The organism is Henriciella sp. AS95, from assembly GCF_038900055.1.
Taxonomy (GTDB): Bacteria; Pseudomonadota; Alphaproteobacteria; order Caulobacterales; family Hyphomonadaceae; genus Henriciella.
This window is the reverse complement of the sequence record NZ_JBBMQM010000001.1, coordinates 695,939-719,360: the sequence shown is the minus strand read 5'-3', so window position 1 is coordinate 719,360 and position 23,422 is coordinate 695,939. Positions and strand designations below refer to the sequence as shown.

Genomic DNA, 23,422 nt, shown 5'->3' with positions numbered 1-23,422 from the left:
CCTCGATCAACGCGCAAAAAGCTGCGAGCGGTCGGCGAAGGCCTTGATCTCAAGGGCGTTGCCTGACGGGTCCTTGAAGAACATGGTCGCCTGCTCGCCGGTCTCTCCCTTGAAGCGAATATAAGGCGCGATCACGAAGTCCACCTTGCCAGCAAGTCTGTCGGCGAGGGACTGCCACTCGTCCATTGGCAGGACCAGACCGAAGTGCGGGACCGGAACGCCCATGCCATCAACCGGATTGTTCGCCCGCGCCCCGCAGGCGTCCGGCGCCAAGTGCGCGACGATCTGGTGACCACGAAAATCGAAGTCCACCCACTTGTCCGATGAGCGCCCCTCCGGACAGCCGAGCACGCCGCCATAAAAGGCGCGAGCGACGGCCAGATCATGCACCGGGAAGGCGAGATGGAAGGGGGAAAGGGTCATGTCAGGCAGCCTCCAGATCGGACCTTACAGCTCTAGCGGGACCAGACCCACACCCGAAAGCATATCCCGAGCGCCAACATGGTGATGACGAAACCGGCGGCCTGGGCGGCGACCTTCTTGTCTTTAAGGTCCAAATCCTTCAGCCCCTTGAGGGTGAGGCCGACAAAGCCGAACGCGACAAGAATGAAAGTGGCAGCGCTACCGGCGAGGATGGCATCTGCCCAGCTTATCGACGCCGGTGAGCCGGATCCGAACTTGAAGAAGAGCGAGACGAAGAGGCCGACAACGACGTTGGCAATCAGCGGCGTTATCAGGCCGATCGCGAAGTTCGGCAAGAAGCCTTCAGGCCCGGTTCTGGGCTCGCGCTTTTGCTTTTCCATCCAGGACGTCCCACCCGTCTGCACGGCCTCGATTATAGCGCCCAGCACGAGCGCCCGCAAAGTCGGCAGGACTTGCGGCGCGAGGAACTGAATTCGGGCTGGGGTGCGCGCTAGCCGGGCGCGAGGTTGAGGGGTCTGAAAACAGGCCGATCATAGGCCGATACCAGGTCAATTCCGGTCGGGTCACAGGCCGACCCGGCGAAAGTGGCAAAGGCGGCAGCGAGCGTATCTGGGTCGAGGGCGAACCAGGGCGTCCGCGGCGCATGGACAGTCCAGTCCGCGTCGGAGCGGATATCGGCTGTCACCTTCCATTTGATGTGAATGCGGCCCTTATGCGTGACGCCGATACCGACCATACCGCCTTCAGGATGCGCCGCCCGCTGGGCACGCATATAGCGCTGCACCCAGAGCAGATCCAGAAAGAAGACCGGCCAGTACAAGACGGGCAGCCTTGCCAGGGTGGAGAGGATCCAGTCACGGTCGAGCATGATTATATTCAATCATGAAACGCAGAGGCGCGGATAAATGAAGTTTAATCCGCCCCCTTTAAATGAATAAACGGATATATATTCGCGCCAAACGCCCGGCATGGCAGGCGATGTGAGCCCGGTTACAATATGTATACATTACAGCGCATCCACATGGATGATGTTTTATTTGCCCTTCATTTCCTCAGATGTTCGGCTGGTCGCCATAGATTTTCAACCAGCCAGAAATGAGGACAATCATGAACAAGCTGATTTCGAAAGCCCTGACATCCGTCGCCGCCGTCGCCCTGATGGGCGCGCCCGCTGCCTTTGCGCAGGGCACAGCCCCGGCCACCGAAGCGGCGCCGCAACAGGTCGCGCCGGTGACCGACACCGAGGTGACGCAATTCGTAGCCGCCAATGAAAAGGTCGGCAGCATCGCCGCCGACATGAATGAAGACTTGTCGGGTGATGAAACCAAGGCCGAACTCGCCGAGCTTCAGGAAAGTGCGCAGACGCAGATGATCGCCGCCATCGAGGAAGAAGGCCTGACTGCCGGACGCTTCACGCAGATCATGCAGCTTGCGCAGACCGACCCTGACGTGAACGCACGGGTCGTCTCCGAAATGGACGGTTAGGGCGTCCCGACCCCCCTCCCCTGACCGCCAGAAAAGCCCCGCCATCGCGCGGGGCTTTTTTAGTGGGCGCTGTCGAGCTTCGGGCGTGCGCGGTCCATCGTCCAGTTGGACTGGCCGCGGACTTTCGGGTTGGGCGCACACCAGATCTCGCCGGTGGCATTGATCATGGTCACCCAGATAAGATTATGTTCCTGGCCATAATCAATGACGCCGATGGCAAAGCCATCCCCCTTGTCGAGGACCGTCATCGGGATTGGCGGGTTCAGCTGGGTGAACATGGGGTGCCGGGCTTTCTCATGGAGTAAAGAAAGAACAACATCGCGGCGCGGGCTTTGGTTGCCGCGCTACAGTACGAATATGAAGGCGCGGCGCTCCGTTCTCAGGCAGGCGACCTCGGCCGGAGCCGCCCACCCGAGCGACAGCCTAGGGACAGTCGCCTGACCACTGGACCATGACGCCGAAGACATCATTGGACGGGGTCGAGTAGCTCACCACCAGGGGTTTATCGGCAGCCGCTGCGCGCTCGATCGTATCGAGGATGCGGGTCCATTTCAGGGTCTGCGCCGTCGTGGCGAGCGGCAGGGGATCGCCGGGCGGAACGTAGCGGATCTTGTCGCCTTCGAAGTTGACGCGCCGGTCGCCTTCGCTGGTCTCAAGCACCACAAGGACAGAATAGGCCGTTACCGACTGGGTGTTGTAGACTTCGGACGCAACACAGCCGAGCAGGTTCGCCTGACCGGGCTTCTTCGTGTCCAGAATGTCTGGCGTCATGTTGAGCGGCGGTCTCTCGGTTGGGATCTGGATCTGGTCCAGCTTGCCTTTGACCTGAGCACTGGCGGACAGCGCGGCAGCGCTCGTCGCGGCGAGCACGAGGCCCGTAAGGATTAGTTTCATGTGACGTCCCCTGAATGTGGGCGCCCCCTGCCAGGGACGAGCCTAGCGAAGGGGCTGAAGGGCGTCCAGCAGGAATCAATTCCGACCATCGGGTTATGGACGCCGCGCAGCTCGGCTGCGCCCACACAGCGCGCCCTCATCCTCAGCCTGTCGAAGGACGACGTCGCGCCGCCCTTGCGTCATGCGGCCCTAATAGTGAGGGGGCGGGCGGTCGACAGGGGCCGCGTCGCCGCTTGACTGTTCGGCGTCAGCGACCCGCTCGGCGAGGCGCGCGACCTCACGCTCCAGCCGCTCGATCAGCTTCCACTGCGCCGTGATGGCCGCATTGAGGTCCTCAATCGTCTGGTCCTGATGGACCACACGCATTTCAAGCTCGTCGAGGCGGGAGGCGGTGCTGGGTGTGTCGGACATGGCGGAGGGATTAGCGCTGGGGGTGGGGGGAGGCAATATTCTACGTCCGCTCTTTCCCGCGAAGGCGGGAATCTCGTTCAGCAAAGTCTGACTTCAATTGCCTGCGATCCCCGCCCTCATCCTGAGCCAGTCGAAGGACGCGGGGATGAGCGGAAAACTCGAACCTTCATGGTGAGCGAAGTCGAACCATGAGGAAACCTGGCGCACCCGCCTTCGTGGTTCGACTTCGCTCACCATGAAGGCTTTTCAGATGTCGCGCGTGTCCAATCTGATTTTGCGGGTCAAGGGCTTCGCAGCCGGTCGCGGAGCGATTAATCGCGCAGCCCGTAGGGCGGCGATGGAGGCGTAGCCGCAATCCCGCCAATTGTCGTTTGAGGCATCGGATCACAGAAGCGGGATTTCATCCCGCCCTACGGCGAAACGGAGTTTCACTTGCTAGTCATCCTTTTCCAGCTTCACCAAATGCTTATTTATGTCTTGCTGGGAGGCTGTTTTCTTGAAGTAATTATTCAAATTTACGAAGCTCTCGTTGTTTTCATCCACTATATCAAAAAGTATGTCTGTCGCACGCTCATGGACTTTTTCGATACGCTTAGTTCCGCTTCTAATCTTTGTAATCAGCGAAGCGTGATCGGCGGTGTCAATATCTGTCTCTTTCTCCAGAACCCACCACATAATTCTCGTGATGTGGAATACACCGTAATTTAGAATATTCCTCAGGGGATCATCATCTTCGAGTTCACGGTACGCTTTCCGCCCAAGCGTTTCCGAATATTTGTACAGTTCATGAGAAACAGCAATTTGCGAAGGTCTGCCCTTCTCAAATATTTCAGAATAGTATTCCGGTGCATATACTTTGTATTTTTGAGCCCGACTAATTGTTGGCTGGCGTTTGAAGACCGCTAAATATGCTTGCCCAGCCTTCTCCATGTTAATGACTTTAGACTTTGGGACGTTCGCGCTCTTCGCTTCGCCTCGCTTTCGTTCATAGAACAAGTCATAGTCTTCCTCAATGCGCCGCTGGATGAGAAGCTGGATTTCGTCATTCGCATGCAAGTCTCGGGTGCCGATAGCGTTTTGATTGTTGGTCGCCACAACAACATTGTCTACGAAGCTCCGGTCTTTTGACTGGTAAATTTTTAGCTGCAACTTCACATCTTCAGACAATTCACCAGCCTCATATGCGGCCCTAATCGACGAAGTGGTCTGACAACCATTTATAATCTGCAGGTTCGTGAGCTTAACCATAGGAGAATCTGGATCACGCACGATGCTAAATGCATCGCAAACCATGGTGATGCCATTGTTCATAAACCAGAAGTACTTGGCTTGCTCGTTCTCGATAGAACTGGCGTAGATGTTTTTGTTCACTCGCCCGCCCAACCCCAAGTTTCCGCGGACGTTGGCATCGAATACGGCATCGCGAGGCTCAACTAGAGCAAGCTTTGCTAAATCTTCTCCTCGGACAGTACAGAGCAAACTTCCAACACCGGCACTTTCAAACTCGATAATTGAGGGTCGGTTGGCGTCATACGCAATTGGGAGGTCGAAGTTTATCTTTCGGGCCCGGTTCCGCCGAATGTTAAGAATGCGGTCGAGTTCGTGAACCCCACAAAATTTAAACTCAAAGTCCCCAAACACGCCTCCAGACTCATACTCATCCATTATATTGGAAGCGTTCTCGAGCGCCTCTTCCGGTAGGTTTTGATCATCCCCAAGTGTCACATACAGGCACGAAACAGAGATATTTGTGTTTCCATACTGTTTGATAACGTCGCGTGCTTCGAGTATCTTTTGGACAAACTTTTGGTTCTTTAGTTCGAGAACCTTTTTTCGTTTAGTTTTGAAGATGAAGTCGAGTCCGGCCTTCATTAACGATACTGTATTTGCACCAAAACTCTTCGAAGTTTTCGTTTGGATCAGCCATATGTGCGAGCGTTGCTCAATGTCATCAATGTCGATTCGAAACAGGTCGATTTGGCGTTCGCCGGATCCGTCTACAATTTCGTCAGGTGGTATCTCATCTTCGTCATCAAGGTCGAAATGCCTGCGATAAAACCAATGCATGAAGGCCAGGTCGTCCGTGAGGTCGGCCTCCTCTGAGAAAAGGTCTAGCTCATCCTCTAGAAAACTCCGCTTTAGTTCCAAGCTCATTTCGTTCCCCGCTCCACATAGAGCTTCCGCCCCATCGCCTCATATTCCGCGCTCTTGGCCTTCATGCCTTCCTCGGCCTCTTTCGCCTGTTTCTCCAGGTCGGCCTTCTCATTGTCGGTCATGCCGGCCGCATAGTCCCGCACCTCTGCCGTGATCTTCATGGAGCAGAATTTCGGGCCGCACATGGAGCAGAAATGGGCGACCTTGTGGGCTTCTTTGGGCAGGGTCTGGTCATGATAGTCGCGGGCGGTTTCCGGGTCCAATGAGAGATTGAACTGGTCCTCCCAGCGGAACTCGAACCGGGCGCGGGATAGCGCATCGTCGCGGATCTGCGCGGCGGGGTGGCCCTTGGCGAGGTCTGCGGCGTGGGCGGCGAGCTTGTAGGTGATAACGCCGACTTTCACGTCGTTCCGGTCTGGCAGGCCGAGATGCTCCTTCGGCGTGACGTAGCAGAGCATGGCCGTGCCGTACCAGCCGATCATCGCCGCGCCGATGCCGCTTGTGATGTGGTCATAGCCGGGCGCGATGTCGGTGGTGAGCGGGCCCAGCGTGTAGAAAGGCGCCTCGCCGCATTCGCGCAGCTGCTTGTCCATATTGATCTTGATCTTGTGCATCGGGACGTGGCCCGGCCCCTCGATCATCACCTGGCAGCCCTTGGCATGGGCGATCTTGGTGAGCTCGCCGAGTGTCTCCAGCTCTGCGAACTGGGCCGCGTCATTGGCGTCCGCGATGGAGCCGGGGCGGAGGCCATCTCCGAGGCTGAAGGAGACATCATAGGCGCGCATGATGTCGCAGATGTCCTCGAAATGGGTGTAGAGGAAGCTCTCCGTGTGGTGGGCGAGCATCCACTTCGCCATGATCGAGCCGCCGCGCGAAACGATGCCCGTGACGCGCTTGGCGGTGAGGTGGATATAGGCAAGGCGCACGCCCGCATGGATGGTGAAATAGTCCACGCCCTGCTCGGCCTGCTCGATGAGGGTGTCGCGATAGACCTCCCAGGTGAGGTCCTCGGCGACGCCGTTCACCTTTTCCAGCGCCTGGTAGATCGGCACGGTGCCGATGGGCACGGGGCTGTTGCGGATGATCCATTCGCGCGTGTTGTGGATGTTGCGGCCCGTGGAGAGGTCCATGACATTGTCGGCGCCCCAGCGCGTCGCCCAGACCATCTTGTCGACTTCTTCTTCCACCGAAGATGTGACGGCCGAGTTGCCGATATTGGCGTTGATCTTGACCAGGAAGTTGCGGCCAATGATCTGCGGTTCAAGCTCGGCATGGTTGATATTGGCCGGGATGATGGCGCGGCCTTTGGCGATCTCGTCGCGGACGAATTCCGGGGTGACGAAGGCGGGGATCTCGGCGCCGAAGGACTCGCCCTGGGCGGTCTGCGCCTCCGCGTTTTCGAGCGCTTCCTGACGGCCGAGATTCTCGCGCTCGGCGACGTAGATCATCTCTTTCGTGATGATGCCGGCGCGGGCGAATTCATACTGGGTGACGGGTTTGCGATTGGCTTCGCGGTCAGCGTCGGAGCGCTTCGGGTTGAGCGTGACACTGCCCGTCGGGTCGAAGCCGATGGCCTTGAGGGGGCGGTGATGGGTCGGGAACTGGCGGGCGAGATGCTTGCCGCTGACGCCGCCATTATCCTCGGGGCGGACATCGCGGCCCTCATATTCCTCGACGCCGCCGCGCTCCAGAACCCAGTCAGTGCGGGGACGGGCAAGGCCCTTCTCGACATCGATCGTGACCGACGGATCGGAATATGGACCAGACGTGTCATAGACCGGCACAGGCTCTTCATTGGCGGACGGATGAAGATCGATCATCCGGCGCGGGACGCTGAGGCTCGGGTCGGCCTTGGGATGGGTGTAGACCTTGCGGCTGGCAGGCAGCGGGCCGGTGGTGACTTTGGGGGTCTGGAATTCAGATTGGGGGGTGGGCTTGTTCATGAGGGATACTCCACGATGGAAAGCGTGACGGCGATCGTCACCAGGACGAGTGTGATCAGTGTTAGCGCCCAGCTGAAACGGTAACGAAGCATACGAGAACGCGTCACCTTCTGGACATTCTCAATAGCGGACCGCACATCTATAGCGCGTCGGCAAATAGCGAACAGATCAATGACCCATAGACAGGTCATTGAGAGTATGGCGCTCAAGATGGCGCAAGCCATCCCGGCATATACGAAGAGCGCCTGCGACAGCGAAAGGCCGCCAAGCTCGACAGCGTGGTAGGGGCCCGGCTGCGAAGCTACGAGAAGCGTAGCACCCACCAGAATGCTGGTGAATGTAAACAGTGCGGAGACCTTTTGGTCGATAATATCGAGCACAGTAAGCGCGTGCCCCCCACGCGCACTTTTCTTTAATGCATGCATCAGCAGTTCGTCGGCGGAAAGCGGCTCCTCGATGTCATGAGTTTCAGTCATTGCCTATCCTCTGGACAATCCACCGACCTACAGCGAAGGACTCACGAAATACGCTTCTGGTCATACCCCGCCCTTCCGCGTCTTGTAGGTGAGCGCCATGGCGATGCAGTGGCGGAGAGTGTCGAGGGGGAGCGGCGCGCCAAGGGACAGGCGGATTTCGCGGTTGCCGATGAGGTCAAGGGTATCGGAATAGTGCGTGCGCCACTCATCGAGCAGGGTCGTCTGGCAATTGACGAAGAGGCCGATAGCGTCCGGGCGTTTGGGTGACCAGGCGAGGCGGATCGTCGTGCAAGCCTTGTTCAGATAGGACGGCTCGCCCCATTTCAGCGTCTCTGTAATCGGGCCGGTTTCGGGCAAGCTGGCGGCGGTCTCGAAGACGAGGTCACGCAGTTTCAGGAGCTGAGTGCGCGCGGGCTTCGGGTATGCGTCATAGACCGCTTTCACGGCGGCCGGGATATTCGGAAGGGTGACGCTGGCGCCCAAGTCTTGCTCCGTTCCTACGCCGGTTTGGGACCTCCAAGCACGATGCTTTGGCCCGCCGGATCAGGTTCTAAGGGTGCTGAGGCGGAACGGCCTCATCTCAGCGCTTCCAGACGCGCCCCTCGGATCATTCTGACACTAAACGAAACATGGTCCGGTGCATAGGGCAGCAGCACTTTGCCCCTCATGACTGACCTAGCCGTCGACAGGTTTTGCGCCCGGCTCCTGCCAGAGTGTTGAATGGAAGTCACGGCGTTCGCTTTCCGGGCGACCGTTCGAGTAATAGTACATCGCGATGGAATTCCGGGTCCGGTCAGGGGGGCACTGCAATGGCTCTGGATGACCATGATAGGATGTCGACGTCGTACTGAATATCACGCCCCGATTGAAGATCGGGCTGACTTTCTGGACGCAAGCGCTCATATCCCGGTCCCACAATTCCAGGTCACCGCCATATTCGGGTTTCCAGTCCTTATTGAAGTAGATGAGGACGTTAAGGCGCCGGTCGAGCTTCAGGTGACGATGCTGATTGAAATCGGCATGTATTTTCAGAAATCCCCCCGGCAGAATCTGGTGCAACGCGCCGCCGCGATAATGCGGATCGGGGATCAGGCCACTAATCCCTGTCAGCCTCTCCAAAAAATTGACAAAGACAGGTCCGTTGAGATCGTAAAGCAAATGCCGGATCGTCGCCGGGACGCCCACAAATTCATTGTCCTGTGTCCGGCCCAGCTTGTTCTTCTGAAACGCATTATCGGGTTGGTCGAAACTTTCCAGCTTGCGCGTCGGGAAGGCTTGTTCGACCGCGTCGGCGAGGCCTGCAGGTAGAAAGTTATCGATCACTGCATGTGGAAACGGCGCCGCTTTGGAATAAGGCGTGCGCGGTTTCTGCAGGATGTCGTCAAAATGACTGCGACGAAGGAACGGGTAGTCTGAGACCTGTTGCATGTTTCTCCAGCTCTTGGCGTCATTGCCCTGATGACCCCATTCAGAATTCGAGAACCTCAACGAGCACCACTTTATGGGGGAAGTCCAACGACTTAACCGGCTCTCATTTGAGATCAAGACCCGCGATAGGCGCACCATACCGCTCAAGCCCCAAATCCACCGGGCGCGTCTTGAACCTTCAGCCCGATCTCAGCGCTAGCAAGACGCGCCGCTCGGGTGGTCTGAGCCTGGAGCAATAGGCTCGCTTCGGACAGTGGGCGCGCGCGGGCCGCTTGCATGCGCGGCGACTGTCCGTCATCTCTTCGCGATGACGCTGGACCTCGACGCCTATCTGAAACGCATCGCCTATGACGGCCCGGCGCGGGCCGACCTTGAGACGCTGAATGCGCTGCACGAGGCGCATATCAATGCGGTGCCGTTCGAGAATCTCGATGTTCATGCCGGGCGGCCTGTGACGCTGTCGCTGGAGGCCGCATATGATGAGATCGTCACGCGGCACAAAGGCGGCTGGTGCTATGAGATGAATACCGTGTTCGGCTGGGCGCTGGCGGAGATTGGCTTCGATGTCACGCGCATCGGCGCGGGCGTGCGGCGCGCGTCTTTGGGGGACGAGGCGATGGGCAATCATCTGGCCCTGCTGGTGCGTCTGGACCGCGACTATCTCGCTGATGTCGGGTTTGGCAGCACGCAGGTAACAGCCATCCCGCTTGAAGAAGGCGTGACCGATCATGCGCCGGTGCGGATGGCCATGGCGCGCACCGAAGATGGCTACTGGCGCCTGCATGAGGGCGGGCCGGGCGCTGTCATGAGCTATGATTTCCGGGCCGAGCTGGCAGACGAGGCCTTGCTGGCCGAGCGGCATGCCTGGCAGATCACCGATCCCAACAGCATCTTCTACAAGACGCTTTCGGCAAAGATCCGGCGCGGGACGAAGCATTTTACGCTGCGCGGGCGGGTGCTGGAAACGCAGATGCCGGGACGCAGCCAGCAGCGCACGCTCAACACGCCCGAGGAGGTGTCAGGCGTGCTGAACGATGTGTTCGGACTTGAGGAGCCCGACCTTGAAGCGCTCTGGCCAAAAATCTGCGCGCGCCACAAACAGCTTTTCCCGCATGCCTCCCGCCAGCCCGTCGGCTGAGACCGGTCGGACCGGCGAGAGCGCTACGCTGATTACCCGCCGAGGGCTTCGTTCAACTGCTCCACGGTCTCGTAGAAGCGGCCCTCCGCTTCTGCAAACCGCAGGAAGTGGACGTTCTTCACGAGGTTCTCGCGCGCATCCGGGTCGGCCTCAAAGTTGGCCATGGTCTCATCGATGAAGGCCTCAAGCGGCATATAGCCCTCCCGCGTGGACTGGCCTGGCGTCAGTTCGGTCTGGACCGCTGGCGGGGCGATCTCAATCACGTCCACCGATGTCTGCCTGAGCTTGTGGCGCAAGGCCACGGTCCATGAATGAAGTCCGGCCTTGGTGGCGTTATAGGCGGCGGTCTTCGTCCAGGGCACAAAGGCGAGGCCTGATGTGACGTTCACCACACTGGCCCGCGGCTGAGCCCGCAGATGCGGCAGGAGCGCCGAGGTCAGGCGGATGGGTCCCAGAAGATTGGTGGCGATGGTCGCTTCGGCAATCTCGACATCCACGGGGTCGGCCAGCAGGTCCTCATAGCGCATGATGCCGGCATTGTTCATGAGGACGTTGAGGGCCGGGTGCTCATCCAGCACGCGGGCCGTGAGGTCCTCGATGGAGCCGGCATCTCCGGCATCGAAGGTCATGGCGTGCATGCGGTCCCGACCGGCGATGGTGTCGTCCAGCTTCGCCTTGGTGCGGCCCGCGACGATGACGGTGTTGCCAAGATCGTGGAAGCGGTGCGCAAGGGCGCGGCCGATACCGGAGCCACCACCGGTGATGAGGATCGTGTTTCCTGAGAGTTTCATTCCTGTCTCCTTTTCTCTGGATGACGGGAAGTTGGCTTTCAGCTATCTTTTCGAAAGAAGGCACCAGAAAGAATTATACTTACCTGATGGAGAGTATTGAGCAGTGACGGCAAAACACGACATGACGGACGATGAAATTTCTCTCGCCGAGAAGCGCCTGGACGAGGTTCCGCCGGAGTCCGACCCGGAGATCGATGCCCTTGTCATGGAAACGATCGGTCGCGTGGCGGACAAGTGGACCATGCTTCTGATCGAGGAGCTGACCGAAGGCGGGGTGATGCGGTTCTCGCAGCTAAGCCGGCAAATTCCCGATATCAGCCAGAAGATGCTGACGCAGACGCTGCGCTCCATGGAGCGCGACGGTCTGGTGACGCGGACGGTCTATCCGGTCGTCCCGCCAAAGGTCGAATATGAGCTGACCGATCTCGGAGTTCGTCTCGCGCGCGCTTTCTGCGGCGTCTGGGTCTGGGCGGAACGCTATCATGACGAAATCCGTCGGGCGCGGGAAGCGTTCGACGCGCGTAAAGACGGTTGAAGGCGGTCACGGCTATCTGCTGATCCTTCGACGTCGCTCAGGATGAGCAGCCCCTCACCATCAGGCGTTCTGCTCGAACTGCGCGGTATCGACAGCGAACCAGAGCGTGTCAGCATGCGCGAGCAGCGTGCCGTCCTTTGTATAGAGCGCCGTGCCGGCCGTGTGCTTGCGGCCCTTTCCACCGGTGCGCCATGAGGCGATGATCAGCGGCTCACCCACGGGTGGACGCTCAAGGATCTGCGCATTCATCTCGCCGAGCAGCGCACGGTCGACATCTGGCAGCGAGAAGCCACCGGGACAGTCGAGCGCCGCCCAGACAATCTCGGGCCGCACGAGGCCGTCTTCATCGGCGAATGTCTCATGCGGGGTCCAGATCGTCGCGGCGGTTTCCGGCTCTTCCAGCTGGCCGCAGAAGATGCGGAGGCCCTCACCCGGCTCGCGGCCACGACCGCAAACGAAGCAGACGGAATTCTCACCCGCGCCGAATGGCCGGGGATGCTCGCTCGCCTTTTTGGCCGCCTCAAAGGACGGGGCCGGACGCGGCGCGATGCCGGGGGCTTCCGGGCGGGCCGTCATGATGCGCGTGTCTCCCGCCATCAGGACGGTGTTGTCGCCATCGGCCGCAATGGTGAGCGGCGTTTCCAGCGGGATTGGCGCATTAATTCGGATCGTGTGCGGGCCGTCGAGATGCTGGGCGAGCGACCCCGCCGAATAGCCGCCATTGCCACTGCCGGGCGGGCCGTTGAACTGGTTCGGGATGGTGATCGTCTCGCGCACAGTCATGGCCAGGCTCCTCTATCGACGGGACGGCGCTATCCACAATTGCATGCGCATGCAAGTGGACGCCTGAGGCAGGCTATGCGAGGCGAGGACCGTTGATACCGTCCGATGGAGTGCCCCATTATGCTGTTTTCGTTCCGCCAGCTTGGCGCGGCTGCCTGTCTTGCTCTGCCCCTGATCCTTTCATCCTGCCAGTCAGCGCCCGGGACGCCGATGAGCGCCGCTCAAGCCGCGCCACCGGCCATACCGGACGATGTCATCGAACTGCGCGAGCCGGACCTGATCGCAAACTTCTATCCCGCCACAACCACCGACGCGCCCGGCCCGGCCATTCTGATGTTTGGCGGGTCCGAAGGCGGGCTGAGCGACGGCGTTGCGCGTGATGCCGAGGCGTTGCGCGCGGAAGGCTTCAGCGTGCTGCAGATCTCTTTCTACCGCTTCGAGGGCCAGGAACAGAACCTTGAAATGGTGCCGCTGGAACGGTTCGACCGCGCCCTCGACTGGCTGCTGGCGCGCGGAGAAGTGGACGCAGGACGCGTCGGCATCTTCGGCACATCGAAGGGTGCGGAAGCGGCGCTGATCGTGGCAAGCCGCCGGCCGGAGATCGAGGCGGTTGTTGCAATCGTCCCGTCGAGCGTCTCGTGGGCCGGCATCAACTGGGACTTTGACGGGCGCGTGCCGGAACCCTCCTGGTCACTGAAGGGCGAGCCCTATCCCGCGCTGCCCTATGGCGACTTCGACTATAAGACAGGCCTCTACTCGCTTTATGCCAATGGGCTGAAGGCTGTCGGCGAGCATGAAGAGGCGGTGATCGCCGTCGAGGAGAGCGACGCACCGACGCTGCTCATCTGCGGCGGGTCGGATGCGCTCTGGCCGAGCTGCCCGATGGCGGAAGCGATCGAAGCGCGGGCCGAGGCAATGGGCGGGCCTGAGGTGACGGTGCTTGCCTATCTGGACGCCGGACATGGCGCGGGCGGCCTGCCATCCGAGGCGCTGGACCCGGAAACCGCGGACGAACCGCTAGACTGGGGTGGCACACGCCGCGCGAACCGGGCCGCGCAGCAGGAGAACTGGCCGAAGACGCTCGAATTCCTGAAAGAGACGCTCTAGGCGCAGGCGATACTTAACGAAAAGCGTTCATCCATTAACCTTATGTATATACGGCCCTGCGAATGTTCTGGCGTACATGTCGAACATTCAGCCCGCAGGAGAATCCCGCGTATGGCCATCACAGCTGACAGCACTGCTTCGTCGCGCGATCGCACAAAAGCCAAATGGCGCCGTTTCAAGGTCGATCTCTGGCTGACCGATATCAACACCGTCGAGCTCGGTATCATGAAGCATACCCAGCATGAGGCCGACTCCGATCAGTTCACCAAGGACATGGAGGTGATCGGCCAGGTCAAGGAGGACGGCGAACGCACCGGCATCCTCGCCTATCGCAAGGAGGCGTGGAATGAGAGCGACGGGATGAAGCGCCGCCTGATCATCAAACAGTTCACTGATTCCATGAACTGGCGCGGCTCGATGGAGTTCATGATGGGCCGGTCACTGGCGCTCAGCATCGGCGCGCGCGGCGTGCCAGTCAGCGCCTATACGCTGAACCTCGCCCGCCACGACCAGCTGATCCAGCTCGAGCGATCGGCGCACAAATGGCTGTTCATGCCGGAGTATTTTTCCTTCTTCATCGAGACCGATGACGGGCCGCGATTCTATCGGTTGCGGCGCAAGGTGATCGCCATCGGGGCTGATTATATCCTGTATGACGGACGAGGCCGCAAAATCGGTGTGCTTGATCATCACATCCTCAATCTTGGCGGATCGTGGCATGTGAAGCTGCGCGAATCCGCCGCCTATATCGAACTCGAAGTGGCCTTGCAGATGTTCTGCGCCATGCTGCGCTTCAACCACGACGCCCGAAACCACGTCAAACGCCAGCTGCGCAAGGTGACGCGCGGCGAAACCGATCTTGATCTCGACCATCATGAGAAGGATCTCTACGCCAATCCGCGCAAGCTGCGCTGAGAGCATCCCGGAACTCACGCCGCCGGCCAGTCATTGCTGAAGGGTACACCTTTAAGGAGACCCTCACATGGCAGAGACGAAAACCGTAATCGTGACCGGCGCAGGTTCAGGCATCGGCGAAGCAACCGCGCGGCGCTTTTCAGCAGACGGTTGGAATGTCGTCCTGAATGGCCGCACACGCGACAAACTCGAAGCCGTCGCCAAAGACCTGCCGGATGATCGCACGCTGGTGGTCGATGGAGACGTCTCGAACGCCAATGATGTGAGCCATTTGATCGCGCAAACCACAGACCGGTTCGGCGCGATTGACTGCCTCGTCAACAATGCAGGTGTCGCGCAGATGGGCGAGCCGGGAGACCTCACCCTGGAACAGTTCCAGATGATGATGGACATCAATGTGACCGGCATCTTCAACACGGTGAACGCGGCCCTGCCGCAGCTGAAGACCGCCAAGGGATCGATCGTGAACACCTCGTCGGTGTCGGGTCTTGGCGGTGACTGGCAGATGTTCGGCTACAACACATCCAAGGGCGCGGTATCCAACATGACGCGGGCCATGGCGCTGGACCTCGGCAAACATGGCGTGCGGGTCAATGCGGTGGCGCCAAGTGTGACGCGCACGCAGATGTCCGAAGGCATCCGCGAGGATGAGGACAAGCTCGCCAAGGTGAAGAACCGCATTCCAATGAAGCGGGCCGCCGAGCCGGAAGAGATTGCGAGCGTGATTGCTTTTCTGGCCGGTCCTGATGCAGGCTTTGTGAATGGCGTGATCCTGCCGGTGGATGGCGGACTGACCGCTTCAAACGGGCAACCGAATTTCGACTGAGGCGTCCAGCCACTCCGCGAGGCCGGGATTGCTTAACGAAACCGGTTGTTCCGTTAACCTTATGTATAGCCGAAGCGGCGAGGGTCTGGACTGACATGTCCAACACCCAGCCCGCAGGAGCTTCCCGCGCATGGCCATTACTGCCAATCACGCCACCTCGTCGCGCGATCGAACGAAAACCGAATGGCGCGAGTTCAAGGTCGATCTCTGGCTGACCGATCTCAACACGACAGAGCTCGGCATCATGAAGCATACCCAGCATCAGGCCGCCTCTCATCAGTTCACCAAGGATATGGAGATCATCGGCCAGGTGAAGGAGGGGCGCGAGCGGACAGGCATTCTCGCTTTCCGCAAGGACCTCTGGAAGGATGAGGATGGCATGAAGCGCCGCCTCGTCATCAAGCAGTTCAATGAAAACATGTCCTGGCGTGGCTCGATGGAGCTTCTGATGGGCCGCTCCCTGCAGCTCTCACTCGGCGCCCGGGGTGTACCGGTGCCAGCCTATTCAGTGAATCTGGCGCGGCATGACCAGTTGGTGCAGCTCGAACGCTCGGCCCAGAAGTGGACGTTGTTTCCGGAGAAGTTTTCCTTCTTCATCGAGACAAGCCAGGGGCCGCGCTTCTATCGCCTGCGCCGCAATGTGATCGGCATCGGGGCCGACTATACGCTCTATGACGACCAGAGCCGGAAGGTCGGCTCGCTCGATCACCGGATCGTCAATCTTGGCGGGTCATGGAAGGTGAAGGTCGACAAGGCACAGAGCTATGCGAAGCTTGAAATGGTGCTGCAGATATTCTGTGCGATGCTGCGTTACAATGGCTCGGCGCGGCGGCATGTGAAGCGGGAGCTGGAGCAGCTCTGCCGGGGGCGAGCGGTCCGCCAGCTCGATAGCCATGAGCGCGATCTCTATACCAATCCGCGCCACCACTAGAGCCAGAACGAACGCCAAACCGTACCGCTTGACTTTCTTCGCGATAGTTGCCTCTACTCATGTGACGGCCCGGCAAGCAGGCCGCATGGGAGGACAACATAATGACACCGATCAAGACGCTCGCTTTCCTCGCGACGGCAAGCTGCGCCATGGCGCTACTGGCGGCCTGCGCGACCGAAACATCTACGCAAGAGGCTGACGCCGAAACCACTGAAAGCCAGCAGGTTGCTGCGTCCGAACCGGCGGCCGAGACCAGAGAACAGCTCGTTCTGTCTGCTGCGCCTTGCAACGAGCCCCCTGTCGACCGCTGTGTGCGCGGCGAAGAGTGCGGAACACTTGTGGCCGCGCAGGGCCCTGCGGTGAACCCTGCTACCGATCGCAATTATTATCTCGACTATTCCTGCGACCTCAAAAAAGGCGACAAGGTCAATCTCGTGCTGAACCTGCATGGCGCAGGCTCCTATGGAAACTGGCAGCGCCATTATTTTCCGATCGCCGACCATGTCGACGACTACAACCTCGTCGTCGCGACGCCGAACTCGCCGACCCAGTTCTGGACCGAAGGCGATGACGAGCATTTCAAGACAATTATCAGCTCGCTCATCGAGGAGATTGGCGCGGAGAATATCGCATCCTTCTGGATGGCCGGGCACTCGCAGGGCGGCATTACCTCGCGGCGGCTGATCTGCACGCCCTTCTTCGAGGACAAGGTGGATGGGTTTCTGAGCCTGTCCGGCGGACGCGTCAGCCGCGCGCCGCTCTCGCCTGACTTCTACCGTCCCGGCATGGCGCGTCGCACGCTTCCGGCGACCTTCCCGGAGGAGGTTATCCCGCAATGCGACTTCAGCCATATCTACACGACGGGCGAGCTTGAGATCACCGAACTGCCGGAGACGTCCGTCTGGGCCGACAAATATGACTGCGACGCGCGGATTGAGAGCGCGGTCAGCGACAGTGATCCGGGCTATGTCTATGACAATTCCAGCCAGACTGACCCGAACCCCGTCTGGGGGCTTGAGGCACGGCCGGGCGATGCAGAGGTGTTCGTCTACCCGAACTGCAAGGGCGACCGCGTGGTGGCCGATGTCGTCCGGCTCGACAAGGGTCACACCGAAGGGCTTGAGCCGAAGGTGACGGAAACGATCGTGAAGCTGATGATCAGCGCCCCCGGCGGCAAGATCGCCAGCGGGGCGGAGTAGATTTCCAGGCCGGGGCGGGCGTGTCCGTCCCGGCTTTTCGTCTTGAAGGCGGCACGCTTTCCTCTAGGTTTCGGGGCGAACGGATCGCCGCGGAGCCTCAACGATGAAAATCATCACCACCCTTTTTGCTGCCAGCCTTGCCTTCACCGTCTGCACCGCCTGTAGCGATACCGGCACCGGACCTGCGGCTGACACGCACACGTCTGATGCGCCGCAGGCGAGCGAAACCGATACCAACAGCGATATCCGCGCCTCCATTGAAGCGGAAATCGTCCCCGCGATCACGATTGTCGGCGAGACGCGCCCGACACTGGTCGAGCGAATGGCGCATTTTCGGGCGCCGCAGGTCTCCGTTGCGGTCTGGCGGGATGGCACGCTCGACTGGGCGCAGGGATATGGCGAAGGCGCCGATGCCGACACGCTGTTCCAGGCTGCCTCCCTGTCAAAAGCGGTATCGGCCACCGGAATTGTGACCCTGGCCATGAAGCGCGGTGTGTCTCTGGACGACGACATTTCGGATCAACTGGATGGGCTCGACCTTGCCGCCCTGAATCCGGACGGCGTGCCGATCACACTGCGAGGCCTGCTCTCGCACACCAATGGCGCAACCGTCGGCGGATTCCCCGGCTATGCTGCGGGCGAGCCGCTGCCGACGAACCTCGAAGTAATAACCGGCACCGGCACGGCAAACACGGAGGCCGTGCGTATCGAAGCCAATCCCGATGGCAATTTCAGCTATGCGGGCGGTGGCTTCCAGCTTGCGCAGTACTGGGCCGAAAGCGTTAGCGGCGAGGATTTTGCCGTGCTGATGGACCGGCTGGTGCTTGAGCCCGTCGGGATGACGCAAAGCACGTTCGAAATGCCCCCGCCGGAGACCTGGACCAAGGATGGCAATGTCGCCCCGGCCTATGATTTTGGCGGCGAGCCGATTGAAGGCGGCTGGCACACCTATCCCGAGCTCGCAGCGGCTGGCCTCTGGACCACGCCAACCGACTATGGCCGCTTCGCTGTGGCGCTTTCGAAGGCCATGACCGGCGAGACGGGGACGGGCATTGACGTCGAGGTCGCGCGTGAAGTGACCACGCCGGTGTCTGAAGGCTATGGCCTCGGCATAGGCACACGGGAGAAGGACGGCGAAATCATCCTGAGCCACAGCGGCTCGAATATGGGCTACAAGACCTATTTCGAAGCCTGGCCGGGGCGCGGGGACGCGATTGTCGTCATGACCGGCGCGCAGGGCGGCTTTCCGCTGGTCACCGATATCGTTCGCACCGCGAAGCTCGCTTATGGCCATTCGATCAAGGACCCACGCCAGGAAGCCCGCTTTGATATGGCTGATGAGACGCTGGCGGCGCTGGCGGGCGACTATTGGGAAGCCGGCGATGACCAGATGAGCTTCACCCTGCAGGCGAACAGCCCCGACATGATCCTTAATTCAAGGCAGGGTGGGCGCTATCGACTGGTGCCTATCGGCGAGGCATTGCTGATCGATCCCGACGATGGCGAGACTCTGACCTTCGCTGAGAAGGACGGCGTCATGACTATCACGACAGGCGGGGCTGACTATGTGCAGGTTAGGAAAGATCCGTAACGCGCGCGCCAATCAGCTCTCAACGTCGCCGAGATAGCGGTCGGTAAAGGCCATGAAGGCGTCCCAGCTCTTTTCATCGGCGAGTTCCTGATAGCGGTCTGAGCCGAAGACGGTCCAGGCGTGCGGGGCGCCGGAATAGACGTCCAGTTCATAGGTCGCGCCAGCCTCTTCCAGCTTGGTGGCCAGTTCGCCGGCCAGTGAGATCGGGATGCCGGCATCGGCGCCGCCATGCATGATCAGGATCGGCGCATTGACGTTGTCATAGGTCTGGCCTTCCGGCGTATCGAGGCTGCCATGGAAGGTGGCGTAACCGACGACATCGTCACTGGCGGCAGAGCGCGCCAGCTCCAGCGTGGCGCCGCCGCCGAAGCAGTATCCCATGACGATGGCTTTTGTCTCTCCGGAGGCATCCTGCGCCGCTTCGAGACCGCCGAGAATCCGGGTCCGCATCATCTCGCGGTCGCCGTAGAGCTTGCCGACTTCGGCCTTCTTGCCTTCGGTCGTGTCGGGGCGGTTGCCCTTGCCATAGAGGTCGACCGCGAAGGCGTCATAACCCGCATCGGCCAGCATTTCCGCGCGCGTGCGCTCATAATCATCAAGGCCGTCCCAGTCATGAATGACGATGACGAGGCCTTTGGAGTCGCGCGTGGCTTCGGCAAGATAGCCTTCATAGGCCTCTCCGTTGACGTCATAGGTCACGGCCTCTCCGGCAGTGGCAGAGAGCGCAGCGACTGATGTTGCAGCGAGAGTCGAGAGAATGAAGCGTTTCATGGGGGCGTTCCTTCCTGGTTTGGCGGGCCTGTCCGCCTGAATAAAACCTAGCGCACGGCGCTCATGTTCCAAGCAAGCTGCCCCATGGCCAAGCCAGCCACTCGAGAACCCGTTGACGAGATCTGCGTTTCTGGAACTACTGGCACGTGTCATCCGATATGGACGGGAGAATACGCCATGATCAGATCTTACCGCCTTGCGGGCGCCGCTCTTATCTTTTCAACGTGTATTAGCCTGCCCGCGCTCGCTGAGGATTGGGGCGACAAGGCCCTTCGCAGCGGCATCGCCTGTGGCAACATTCTCGATGATGAAACGGCGTCATCGGAAAGCACCGAAGTCTGTCATCGCTGGATCGAGGTCATTGAGGCTGAAGTTCCGCGTGGCAAGCTGGAGCCGCTCGAAGCGAACAAGGCGATTATCGGTGGCAGCGAAGCGCTGTTTGGCCTCGCCGCGCATCAATACGATACCGACCCGGCGCTGGCCTGCGAGACGATGGAAGAGGCGATGCACCTCGGCCACCCCTACAAACGCGGGCTGAATGCAGCCCATGACCAGCTCTATGGTGAACTGAAGGGCGACCTGATGGTGCTGATCGCGACCGAGTGCAGCTGAAACGCTAGACTTTCAGCTCACGCCACTCGCCCGGCGCAAGGCCTCCCAGCGACCACTCGCCGACTTGGGAACGGATCAGACGCACGGTCGGGTGACCGATGGCGGCCGTCATGCGGCGCACCTGCCGGTTCTTGCCTTCGCGCAGACCAATCTCCAGCCAGCTATCCGGCACCGATTTTCGAAAACGGATGGGCGGGTCACGCTCCCAGAGATCTTCCGGCGGGTCCATAGGGCGCGCTTTGGCGGGCAGTGTTCGGCCATCCTTGAGGTCGAGGCCTTTGCGGAACGCGTCCAGTGCGGTCTCATCCGGAAGGCCTTCCACCTGTGCCCAATAGGTCTTTTCCATCTTGTGGCGCGGCTCTGCGATGCGGGACTGAAGTCGCCCATCATCGGTCAGCAGAAGAAGGCCCTCACTGTCGCGGTCAAGGCGTCCGGCAGGGTAAACGCCGGGCACATCGATATAGGCCGAGAGCGTCGGGCGCGTGCTGCCTTCGGTCCCCTTGTCGGTGAACTGGCTGAGCACGCCATAGGGCTTGTTGAACGCGATGAGCATGGCGAGCGGTGTCCATGATCGCGCCGGCTTATTCAAGCCTGAACGCCACTGTCTGACACTCACGCATGAAAAAGCCCGCCACACGGGCGGGCTTTGACGAGCAGGCTAATATTTTGTTGTTCGGGCCTACTGTTTGTATGTTTCGAGATATTCACTCAGCTCGATGTCGCCGTCACTATCGGTATCGTATTCGGCAAATTGCATCAGGTTTTCCTCGCCGCGATTCTGCCAGCGAGCCCATTCGCCTTCAGTGATCAGGCCGTCATTTTGCGTATCGATTGCAAGAAAGACCTGGGTTGCCTTCTGGGCGGTCAGCGCGCTTTCGTCAGCGCTTGTCCAAGCCTCAGCTTTCATGTCGGCATCCATCTCGTGGTCGCTCATATCGCCTTTTTCCATATGGTTGTCGGCGAGCGCCGGAGCGGCTGCAAATGCTGTTGTTGCGGCAAGTGTTGCGATGAGACGTTTCATGATGTTTCCTTTTCGCTCAATAGGTTGAATTTGTTTCACAAGGGCGCGGTCTGCGCGCTCGACTTGCTACACAATATCAACGGGCCGACCCGCCCCATGTTCCGAAAAAGGTTGATTTATCCGGGCCTTGTCGGTTTCAGGCAACGCTCGCTTGGCGCGGTCCAGTTGACGCTGGACACAAAATGGACGGAGATGACCGGGTCATTTCGGGAGGGTTATCAATGACACCTATGGAATCGGCCGCGCTGTATGCTGGCATCTTCGTGCTTTTCTTTTTGCTGTTGAAAGGCCGCGTCGGGCAGGTGCGCAGTGGCGAGAAAGTCATGTTCGGCGACGGCGGGAATGAGCGGCTGCAACGTGCCCAGCGCGTTCAGGGTAATGCCGTCGAGGACGTGCCGGTGACGCTGATCGGCATCCTGGCACTGGGCGCGCTGGCGGCGCCGGTCTGGCTGATCCACGCGCTTGGCATTGCGCTTGTCCTCGGGCGGCTTCTGCACGCGGTTGGGCTCTCCGGCTCAAGCGGTGGCAGTCCCGGACGCATGTGGGGCACGATCCTGACCCTTGTCGCCATGCTCGCCACCGGCATCGCCTGTATCTGGTTTGCGGTAAGCTAGACGCCTAGAACACCGCCTGAACGTCAGCGGTCCAGCCGACATAAACGTCGGCGCCCGTCTCGATGACCGGGCGTTTGATCAGCGTCGGATTGGCGATGAGGAGGGCTTCGGCCTTGCCCTGTTCAACGGCAGCCTTGTCCCCTTCGGACAGGCCACGCCAGGTCGTCGAGCGCTTGTTGACCAGCATGTCCGGGCCGACCTCTTTCAGCCATTGCGGCACTTTTTCCTCAAGATTCGTGTCGGCGCGGATGTCGACCAGTTCGACATCATGTCCGTCCGCATCAAGGGTATTCAGCGCCTTCTTGCACGTGTCGCAATTCTTCAGGCCGTAAAGCGTCAGATTCGCCATGTGTTTCGTCCTCATTTCATCTGCTCGTCACATAACGCGATCATATCGGTGAATGATCCACGCGACGCAATCGCCTGCTTGTTGGAACCATGCTAGGAGCTTGTGGGTTAACCATATCATGAACGCTGCTCAGGTCCGGGCGGCGCGTGTAATCAAAGGGGATGGCCAATGGGCAGACTTTTACAGGCACTCATCGTACTTTTCGCAGCAGTCTTCCTGATACTGCTTCTGTTTTTCCGTGTCACAGAAGGCTCATTTGCCGAGGCCGGTGCCCGGATGGACCGCCTGCTTGGGGCTGCCGCTGAAGAAACAGGCGAAGCCGCCAATGAATTTGCTCGCGAGACCGATGAAGCGCTCCGCGACCTTAATGATGGCGACTAGTCCCGAAGCGAGAACAGATCTTCCACCGTACAACCGAGCGCGCGCGCCAGCTTGAGCGCCAGCGCGGTTGTCGGCACGAAGACCCCGTTCTCGATCGTGTTGATCGTCTTCCGGCTGACAGAGACCAGCCCGGCAAGGTCGGCCTGTGTCAGCCCTTTCGCCTGGCGATAATCTTTCAGCGATGTGGCGAGGTCGGGATGGTCAGGCACCCTTCCCCTCCAGCCAGGCGAAGGCGAACATTGGCGCGACGACGCCGGTGATCAGAACAATCTGGACCGCCTCATGCGCCGGAATTTGCACGAAGAGCGACACGGCGAACACGAGGGCCGAGGCGATCAAAGTGGCCCAGTAGCCCGTCGTAAAGGCCTGTGCACGGTTGGCGCGGACGAGTTCATCATCAAGGGCTGTCTGTGTTGAGGCAGAGGCGTCGCGCATCGCCTTGCCGCCCACCAGCCAAATCAGGATGCCGGCCCAGATGACCGGGGCGACAATGCTGATCACCCGGACAAACCGGCGGTCACCCCCCACAATATCATCAAAAATCCCGAAGCCTGCCGCCTGCCAGACGATAAAGGCCAGCGCCATGGCGACCAGCAGACAACGCCTGCGGCGGGAATATTTTTCAACTTCATCTGTCATGGGAA

General features: G+C 60.0%; 31 protein-coding genes and 1 riboswitch. Of the genes, 12 read left to right on the top strand and 19 right to left on the bottom strand.

Annotated features, from left to right (window positions below; translation table 11 throughout):
- Positions 1-6 precede the first annotated feature (6 nt).
- The 3 genes from WNY37_RS03770 to WNY37_RS03760 all read right to left on the bottom strand — a co-directional run bounded on the left by WNY37_RS03770 (position 7) and on the right by WNY37_RS03760 (position 1,291).
- A complete protein-coding gene (locus WNY37_RS03770) occupies positions 7-423 on the bottom strand; it encodes a VOC family protein (RefSeq protein WP_342972125.1) in 417 nt (138 codons plus the stop codon).
- A 32-nt stretch (positions 424-455) separates the two neighbouring features.
- A complete protein-coding gene (locus WNY37_RS03765; protein ID WP_342972124.1) occupies positions 456-803 on the bottom strand; it encodes a hypothetical protein in 348 nt (115 codons plus the stop codon).
- Positions 804-913: 110 nt separating this feature from the next.
- On the bottom strand, positions 914-1,291 hold the full coding sequence (locus WNY37_RS03760) for a hypothetical protein (protein ID WP_342972123.1): 378 nt from the start codon (positions 1,289-1,291) through the stop codon (positions 914-916).
- Positions 1,292-1,530: 239 nt separating this feature from the next.
- Here WNY37_RS03760 and WNY37_RS03755 point away from each other — a divergent pair, with 239 nt between their 5' ends.
- Positions 1,531-1,908, top strand: a complete 378-nt coding sequence (locus WNY37_RS03755) for a DUF4168 domain-containing protein (RefSeq protein WP_342972122.1) — start codon at positions 1,531-1,533, stop codon at positions 1,906-1,908.
- A 59-nt stretch (positions 1,909-1,967) separates the two neighbouring features.
- Here WNY37_RS03755 and WNY37_RS03750 read toward each other — a convergent pair whose 3' ends face one another.
- The 8 genes from WNY37_RS03750 to WNY37_RS03715 form a co-directional block, all read right to left on the bottom strand.
- Positions 1,968-2,186, bottom strand: a complete 219-nt coding sequence (locus tag WNY37_RS03750; protein ID WP_342972121.1) for a hypothetical protein — start codon at positions 2,184-2,186, stop codon at positions 1,968-1,970.
- Between the two features lie 145 nt (positions 2,187-2,331).
- Positions 2,332-2,802, bottom strand: a complete 471-nt coding sequence (locus WNY37_RS03745) for a hypothetical protein (RefSeq protein WP_342972120.1) — start codon at positions 2,800-2,802, stop codon at positions 2,332-2,334.
- A gap of 189 nt (positions 2,803-2,991) precedes the next feature.
- Positions 2,992-3,213, bottom strand: a complete 222-nt coding sequence (locus tag WNY37_RS03740; RefSeq protein ID WP_342972119.1) for a SlyX family protein — start codon at positions 3,211-3,213, stop codon at positions 2,992-2,994.
- A gap of 435 nt (positions 3,214-3,648) precedes the next feature.
- A complete protein-coding gene (locus tag WNY37_RS03735; RefSeq protein ID WP_342972118.1) occupies positions 3,649-5,367 on the bottom strand; it encodes an AIPR family protein in 1,719 nt (572 codons plus the stop codon).
- Positions 5,364-7,310, bottom strand: a complete 1,947-nt coding sequence (gene thiC, locus WNY37_RS03730; RefSeq protein WP_342972117.1) for a phosphomethylpyrimidine synthase ThiC — start codon at positions 7,308-7,310, stop codon at positions 5,364-5,366. Before thiC ends, WNY37_RS03735 begins: the two co-directional genes overlap by 4 nt.
- The gene (locus tag WNY37_RS03725) at positions 7,307-7,786 is read right to left on the bottom strand and encodes a hypothetical protein (RefSeq protein ID WP_342972116.1); all 480 of its coding nucleotides are present in this window, start codon (positions 7,784-7,786) and stop codon (positions 7,307-7,309) included. The genes thiC and WNY37_RS03725 overlap by 4 nt, the downstream gene beginning before the upstream one ends.
- A gap of 60 nt (positions 7,787-7,846) precedes the next feature.
- Positions 7,847-8,269: a DUF1801 domain-containing protein gene (locus tag WNY37_RS03720; protein ID WP_342972115.1), complete on the bottom strand. Its 423-nt coding sequence runs from the start codon at positions 8,267-8,269 to the stop codon at positions 7,847-7,849.
- A riboswitch (TPP riboswitch) is annotated at positions 8,264-8,399 on the bottom strand. It overlaps the preceding gene by 6 nt.
- Positions 8,400-8,461: 62 nt before the next feature.
- The gene (locus tag WNY37_RS03715; protein ID WP_342972114.1) at positions 8,462-9,214 is read right to left on the bottom strand and encodes a 2OG-Fe(II) oxygenase; all 753 of its coding nucleotides are present in this window, start codon (positions 9,212-9,214) and stop codon (positions 8,462-8,464) included.
- Positions 9,215-9,467: 253 nt separating this feature from the next.
- Here WNY37_RS03715 and WNY37_RS03710 point away from each other — a divergent pair, with 253 nt between their 5' ends.
- Complete coding sequence (locus WNY37_RS03710; protein WP_342972113.1) at positions 9,468-10,352, top strand: arylamine N-acetyltransferase; 885 nt, start codon at positions 9,468-9,470, stop codon at positions 10,350-10,352.
- Positions 10,353-10,384: 32 nt separating this feature from the next.
- Here the strand turns inward: WNY37_RS03710 and WNY37_RS03705 are convergent, their stop codons facing one another.
- Positions 10,385-11,143, bottom strand: a complete 759-nt coding sequence (locus tag WNY37_RS03705) for an SDR family oxidoreductase (protein ID WP_342972112.1) — start codon at positions 11,141-11,143, stop codon at positions 10,385-10,387.
- Between the two features lie 121 nt (positions 11,144-11,264).
- Between WNY37_RS03705 and WNY37_RS03700 the strand changes: the two genes are divergently transcribed.
- Positions 11,265-11,678 carry a helix-turn-helix domain-containing protein gene (locus tag WNY37_RS03700; protein WP_342972111.1) on the top strand — a complete coding sequence of 138 codons (414 nt, stop codon included), beginning with the start codon at positions 11,265-11,267 and terminating at the stop codon, positions 11,676-11,678.
- Positions 11,679-11,738: 60 nt separating this feature from the next.
- Here WNY37_RS03700 and WNY37_RS03695 read toward each other — a convergent pair whose 3' ends face one another.
- Positions 11,739-12,461 (bottom strand): hypothetical protein, encoded by a 723-nt coding sequence (locus WNY37_RS03695; protein ID WP_342972110.1) that lies wholly within the window; start codon positions 12,459-12,461, stop codon positions 11,739-11,741.
- Between the two features lie 120 nt (positions 12,462-12,581).
- Between WNY37_RS03695 and WNY37_RS03690 the strand changes: the two genes are divergently transcribed.
- The 6 genes from WNY37_RS03690 to WNY37_RS03665 all read left to right on the top strand — a co-directional run bounded on the left by WNY37_RS03690 (position 12,582) and on the right by WNY37_RS03665 (position 19,030).
- Complete coding sequence (locus WNY37_RS03690; protein ID WP_342972109.1) at positions 12,582-13,568, top strand: acyl-CoA thioester hydrolase/BAAT C-terminal domain-containing protein; 987 nt, start codon at positions 12,582-12,584, stop codon at positions 13,566-13,568.
- Between the two features lie 111 nt (positions 13,569-13,679).
- On the top strand, positions 13,680-14,483 hold the full coding sequence (locus WNY37_RS03685) for a hypothetical protein (RefSeq protein ID WP_342972108.1): 804 nt from the start codon (positions 13,680-13,682) through the stop codon (positions 14,481-14,483).
- A gap of 67 nt (positions 14,484-14,550) precedes the next feature.
- Positions 14,551-15,309, top strand: a complete 759-nt coding sequence (locus WNY37_RS03680; protein WP_342972107.1) for an SDR family oxidoreductase — start codon at positions 14,551-14,553, stop codon at positions 15,307-15,309.
- A gap of 130 nt (positions 15,310-15,439) precedes the next feature.
- Positions 15,440-16,240 carry a hypothetical protein gene (locus WNY37_RS03675; RefSeq protein WP_342972106.1) on the top strand — a complete coding sequence of 267 codons (801 nt, stop codon included), beginning with the start codon at positions 15,440-15,442 and terminating at the stop codon, positions 16,238-16,240.
- Between the two features lie 101 nt (positions 16,241-16,341).
- Positions 16,342-17,439, top strand: coding sequence for an alpha/beta hydrolase (locus tag WNY37_RS03670; protein ID WP_342972105.1), 1,098 nt, complete (start codon positions 16,342-16,344; stop codon positions 17,437-17,439).
- A gap of 103 nt (positions 17,440-17,542) precedes the next feature.
- Positions 17,543-19,030 (top strand): serine hydrolase domain-containing protein, encoded by a 1,488-nt coding sequence (locus WNY37_RS03665; protein WP_342972104.1) that lies wholly within the window; start codon positions 17,543-17,545, stop codon positions 19,028-19,030.
- A 12-nt stretch (positions 19,031-19,042) separates the two neighbouring features.
- Here the strand turns inward: WNY37_RS03665 and WNY37_RS03660 are convergent, their stop codons facing one another.
- Entirely contained in the window at positions 19,043-19,801 is a 759-nt protein-coding gene (locus WNY37_RS03660; RefSeq protein WP_342972103.1) for a dienelactone hydrolase family protein, read from the bottom strand.
- A gap of 177 nt (positions 19,802-19,978) precedes the next feature.
- Between WNY37_RS03660 and WNY37_RS03655 the strand changes: the two genes are divergently transcribed.
- The gene (locus WNY37_RS03655; protein ID WP_342972102.1) at positions 19,979-20,413 is read left to right on the top strand and encodes a hypothetical protein; all 435 of its coding nucleotides are present in this window, start codon (positions 19,979-19,981) and stop codon (positions 20,411-20,413) included.
- A gap of 4 nt (positions 20,414-20,417) precedes the next feature.
- On the opposite strand, the gene WNY37_RS03650 is transcribed toward WNY37_RS03655, so the two are convergent.
- Positions 20,418-20,966: a pseudouridine synthase gene (locus WNY37_RS03650; protein ID WP_342974868.1), complete on the bottom strand. Its 549-nt coding sequence runs from the start codon at positions 20,964-20,966 to the stop codon at positions 20,418-20,420.
- Positions 20,967-21,092: 126 nt separating this feature from the next.
- Positions 21,093-21,434, bottom strand: coding sequence for a hypothetical protein (locus WNY37_RS03645; RefSeq protein ID WP_342972101.1), 342 nt, complete (start codon positions 21,432-21,434; stop codon positions 21,093-21,095).
- A gap of 221 nt (positions 21,435-21,655) precedes the next feature.
- Between WNY37_RS03645 and WNY37_RS03640 the strand changes: the two genes are divergently transcribed.
- Positions 21,656-22,048 carry an MAPEG family protein gene (locus tag WNY37_RS03640; RefSeq protein WP_342972100.1) on the top strand — a complete coding sequence of 131 codons (393 nt, stop codon included), beginning with the start codon at positions 21,656-21,658 and terminating at the stop codon, positions 22,046-22,048.
- A 4-nt stretch (positions 22,049-22,052) separates the two neighbouring features.
- Here the strand turns inward: WNY37_RS03640 and WNY37_RS03635 are convergent, their stop codons facing one another.
- Positions 22,053-22,397 carry an ArsC/Spx/MgsR family protein gene (locus tag WNY37_RS03635; protein WP_342972099.1) on the bottom strand — a complete coding sequence of 115 codons (345 nt, stop codon included), beginning with the start codon at positions 22,395-22,397 and terminating at the stop codon, positions 22,053-22,055.
- A gap of 168 nt (positions 22,398-22,565) precedes the next feature.
- On the opposite strand from WNY37_RS03635, the gene WNY37_RS03630 reads away from it, so the two are divergent.
- Positions 22,566-22,778: a hypothetical protein gene (locus tag WNY37_RS03630; RefSeq protein ID WP_342972098.1), complete on the top strand. Its 213-nt coding sequence runs from the start codon at positions 22,566-22,568 to the stop codon at positions 22,776-22,778.
- Here the strand turns inward: WNY37_RS03630 and WNY37_RS03625 are convergent.
- Both WNY37_RS03625 and WNY37_RS03620 read right to left on the bottom strand, forming a co-directional pair.
- On the bottom strand, positions 22,775-22,987 hold the full coding sequence (locus WNY37_RS03625; RefSeq protein WP_342972097.1) for a helix-turn-helix domain-containing protein: 213 nt from the start codon (positions 22,985-22,987) through the stop codon (positions 22,775-22,777). The two genes, WNY37_RS03630 and WNY37_RS03625, sit on opposite strands and share 4 nt — an antisense overlap.
- Positions 22,980-23,417: a hypothetical protein gene (locus WNY37_RS03620; RefSeq protein WP_342972096.1), complete on the bottom strand. Its 438-nt coding sequence runs from the start codon at positions 23,415-23,417 to the stop codon at positions 22,980-22,982. Before WNY37_RS03620 ends, WNY37_RS03625 begins: the two co-directional genes overlap by 8 nt.
- Between the last annotated feature and the right edge of the window lie 5 nt (positions 23,418-23,422).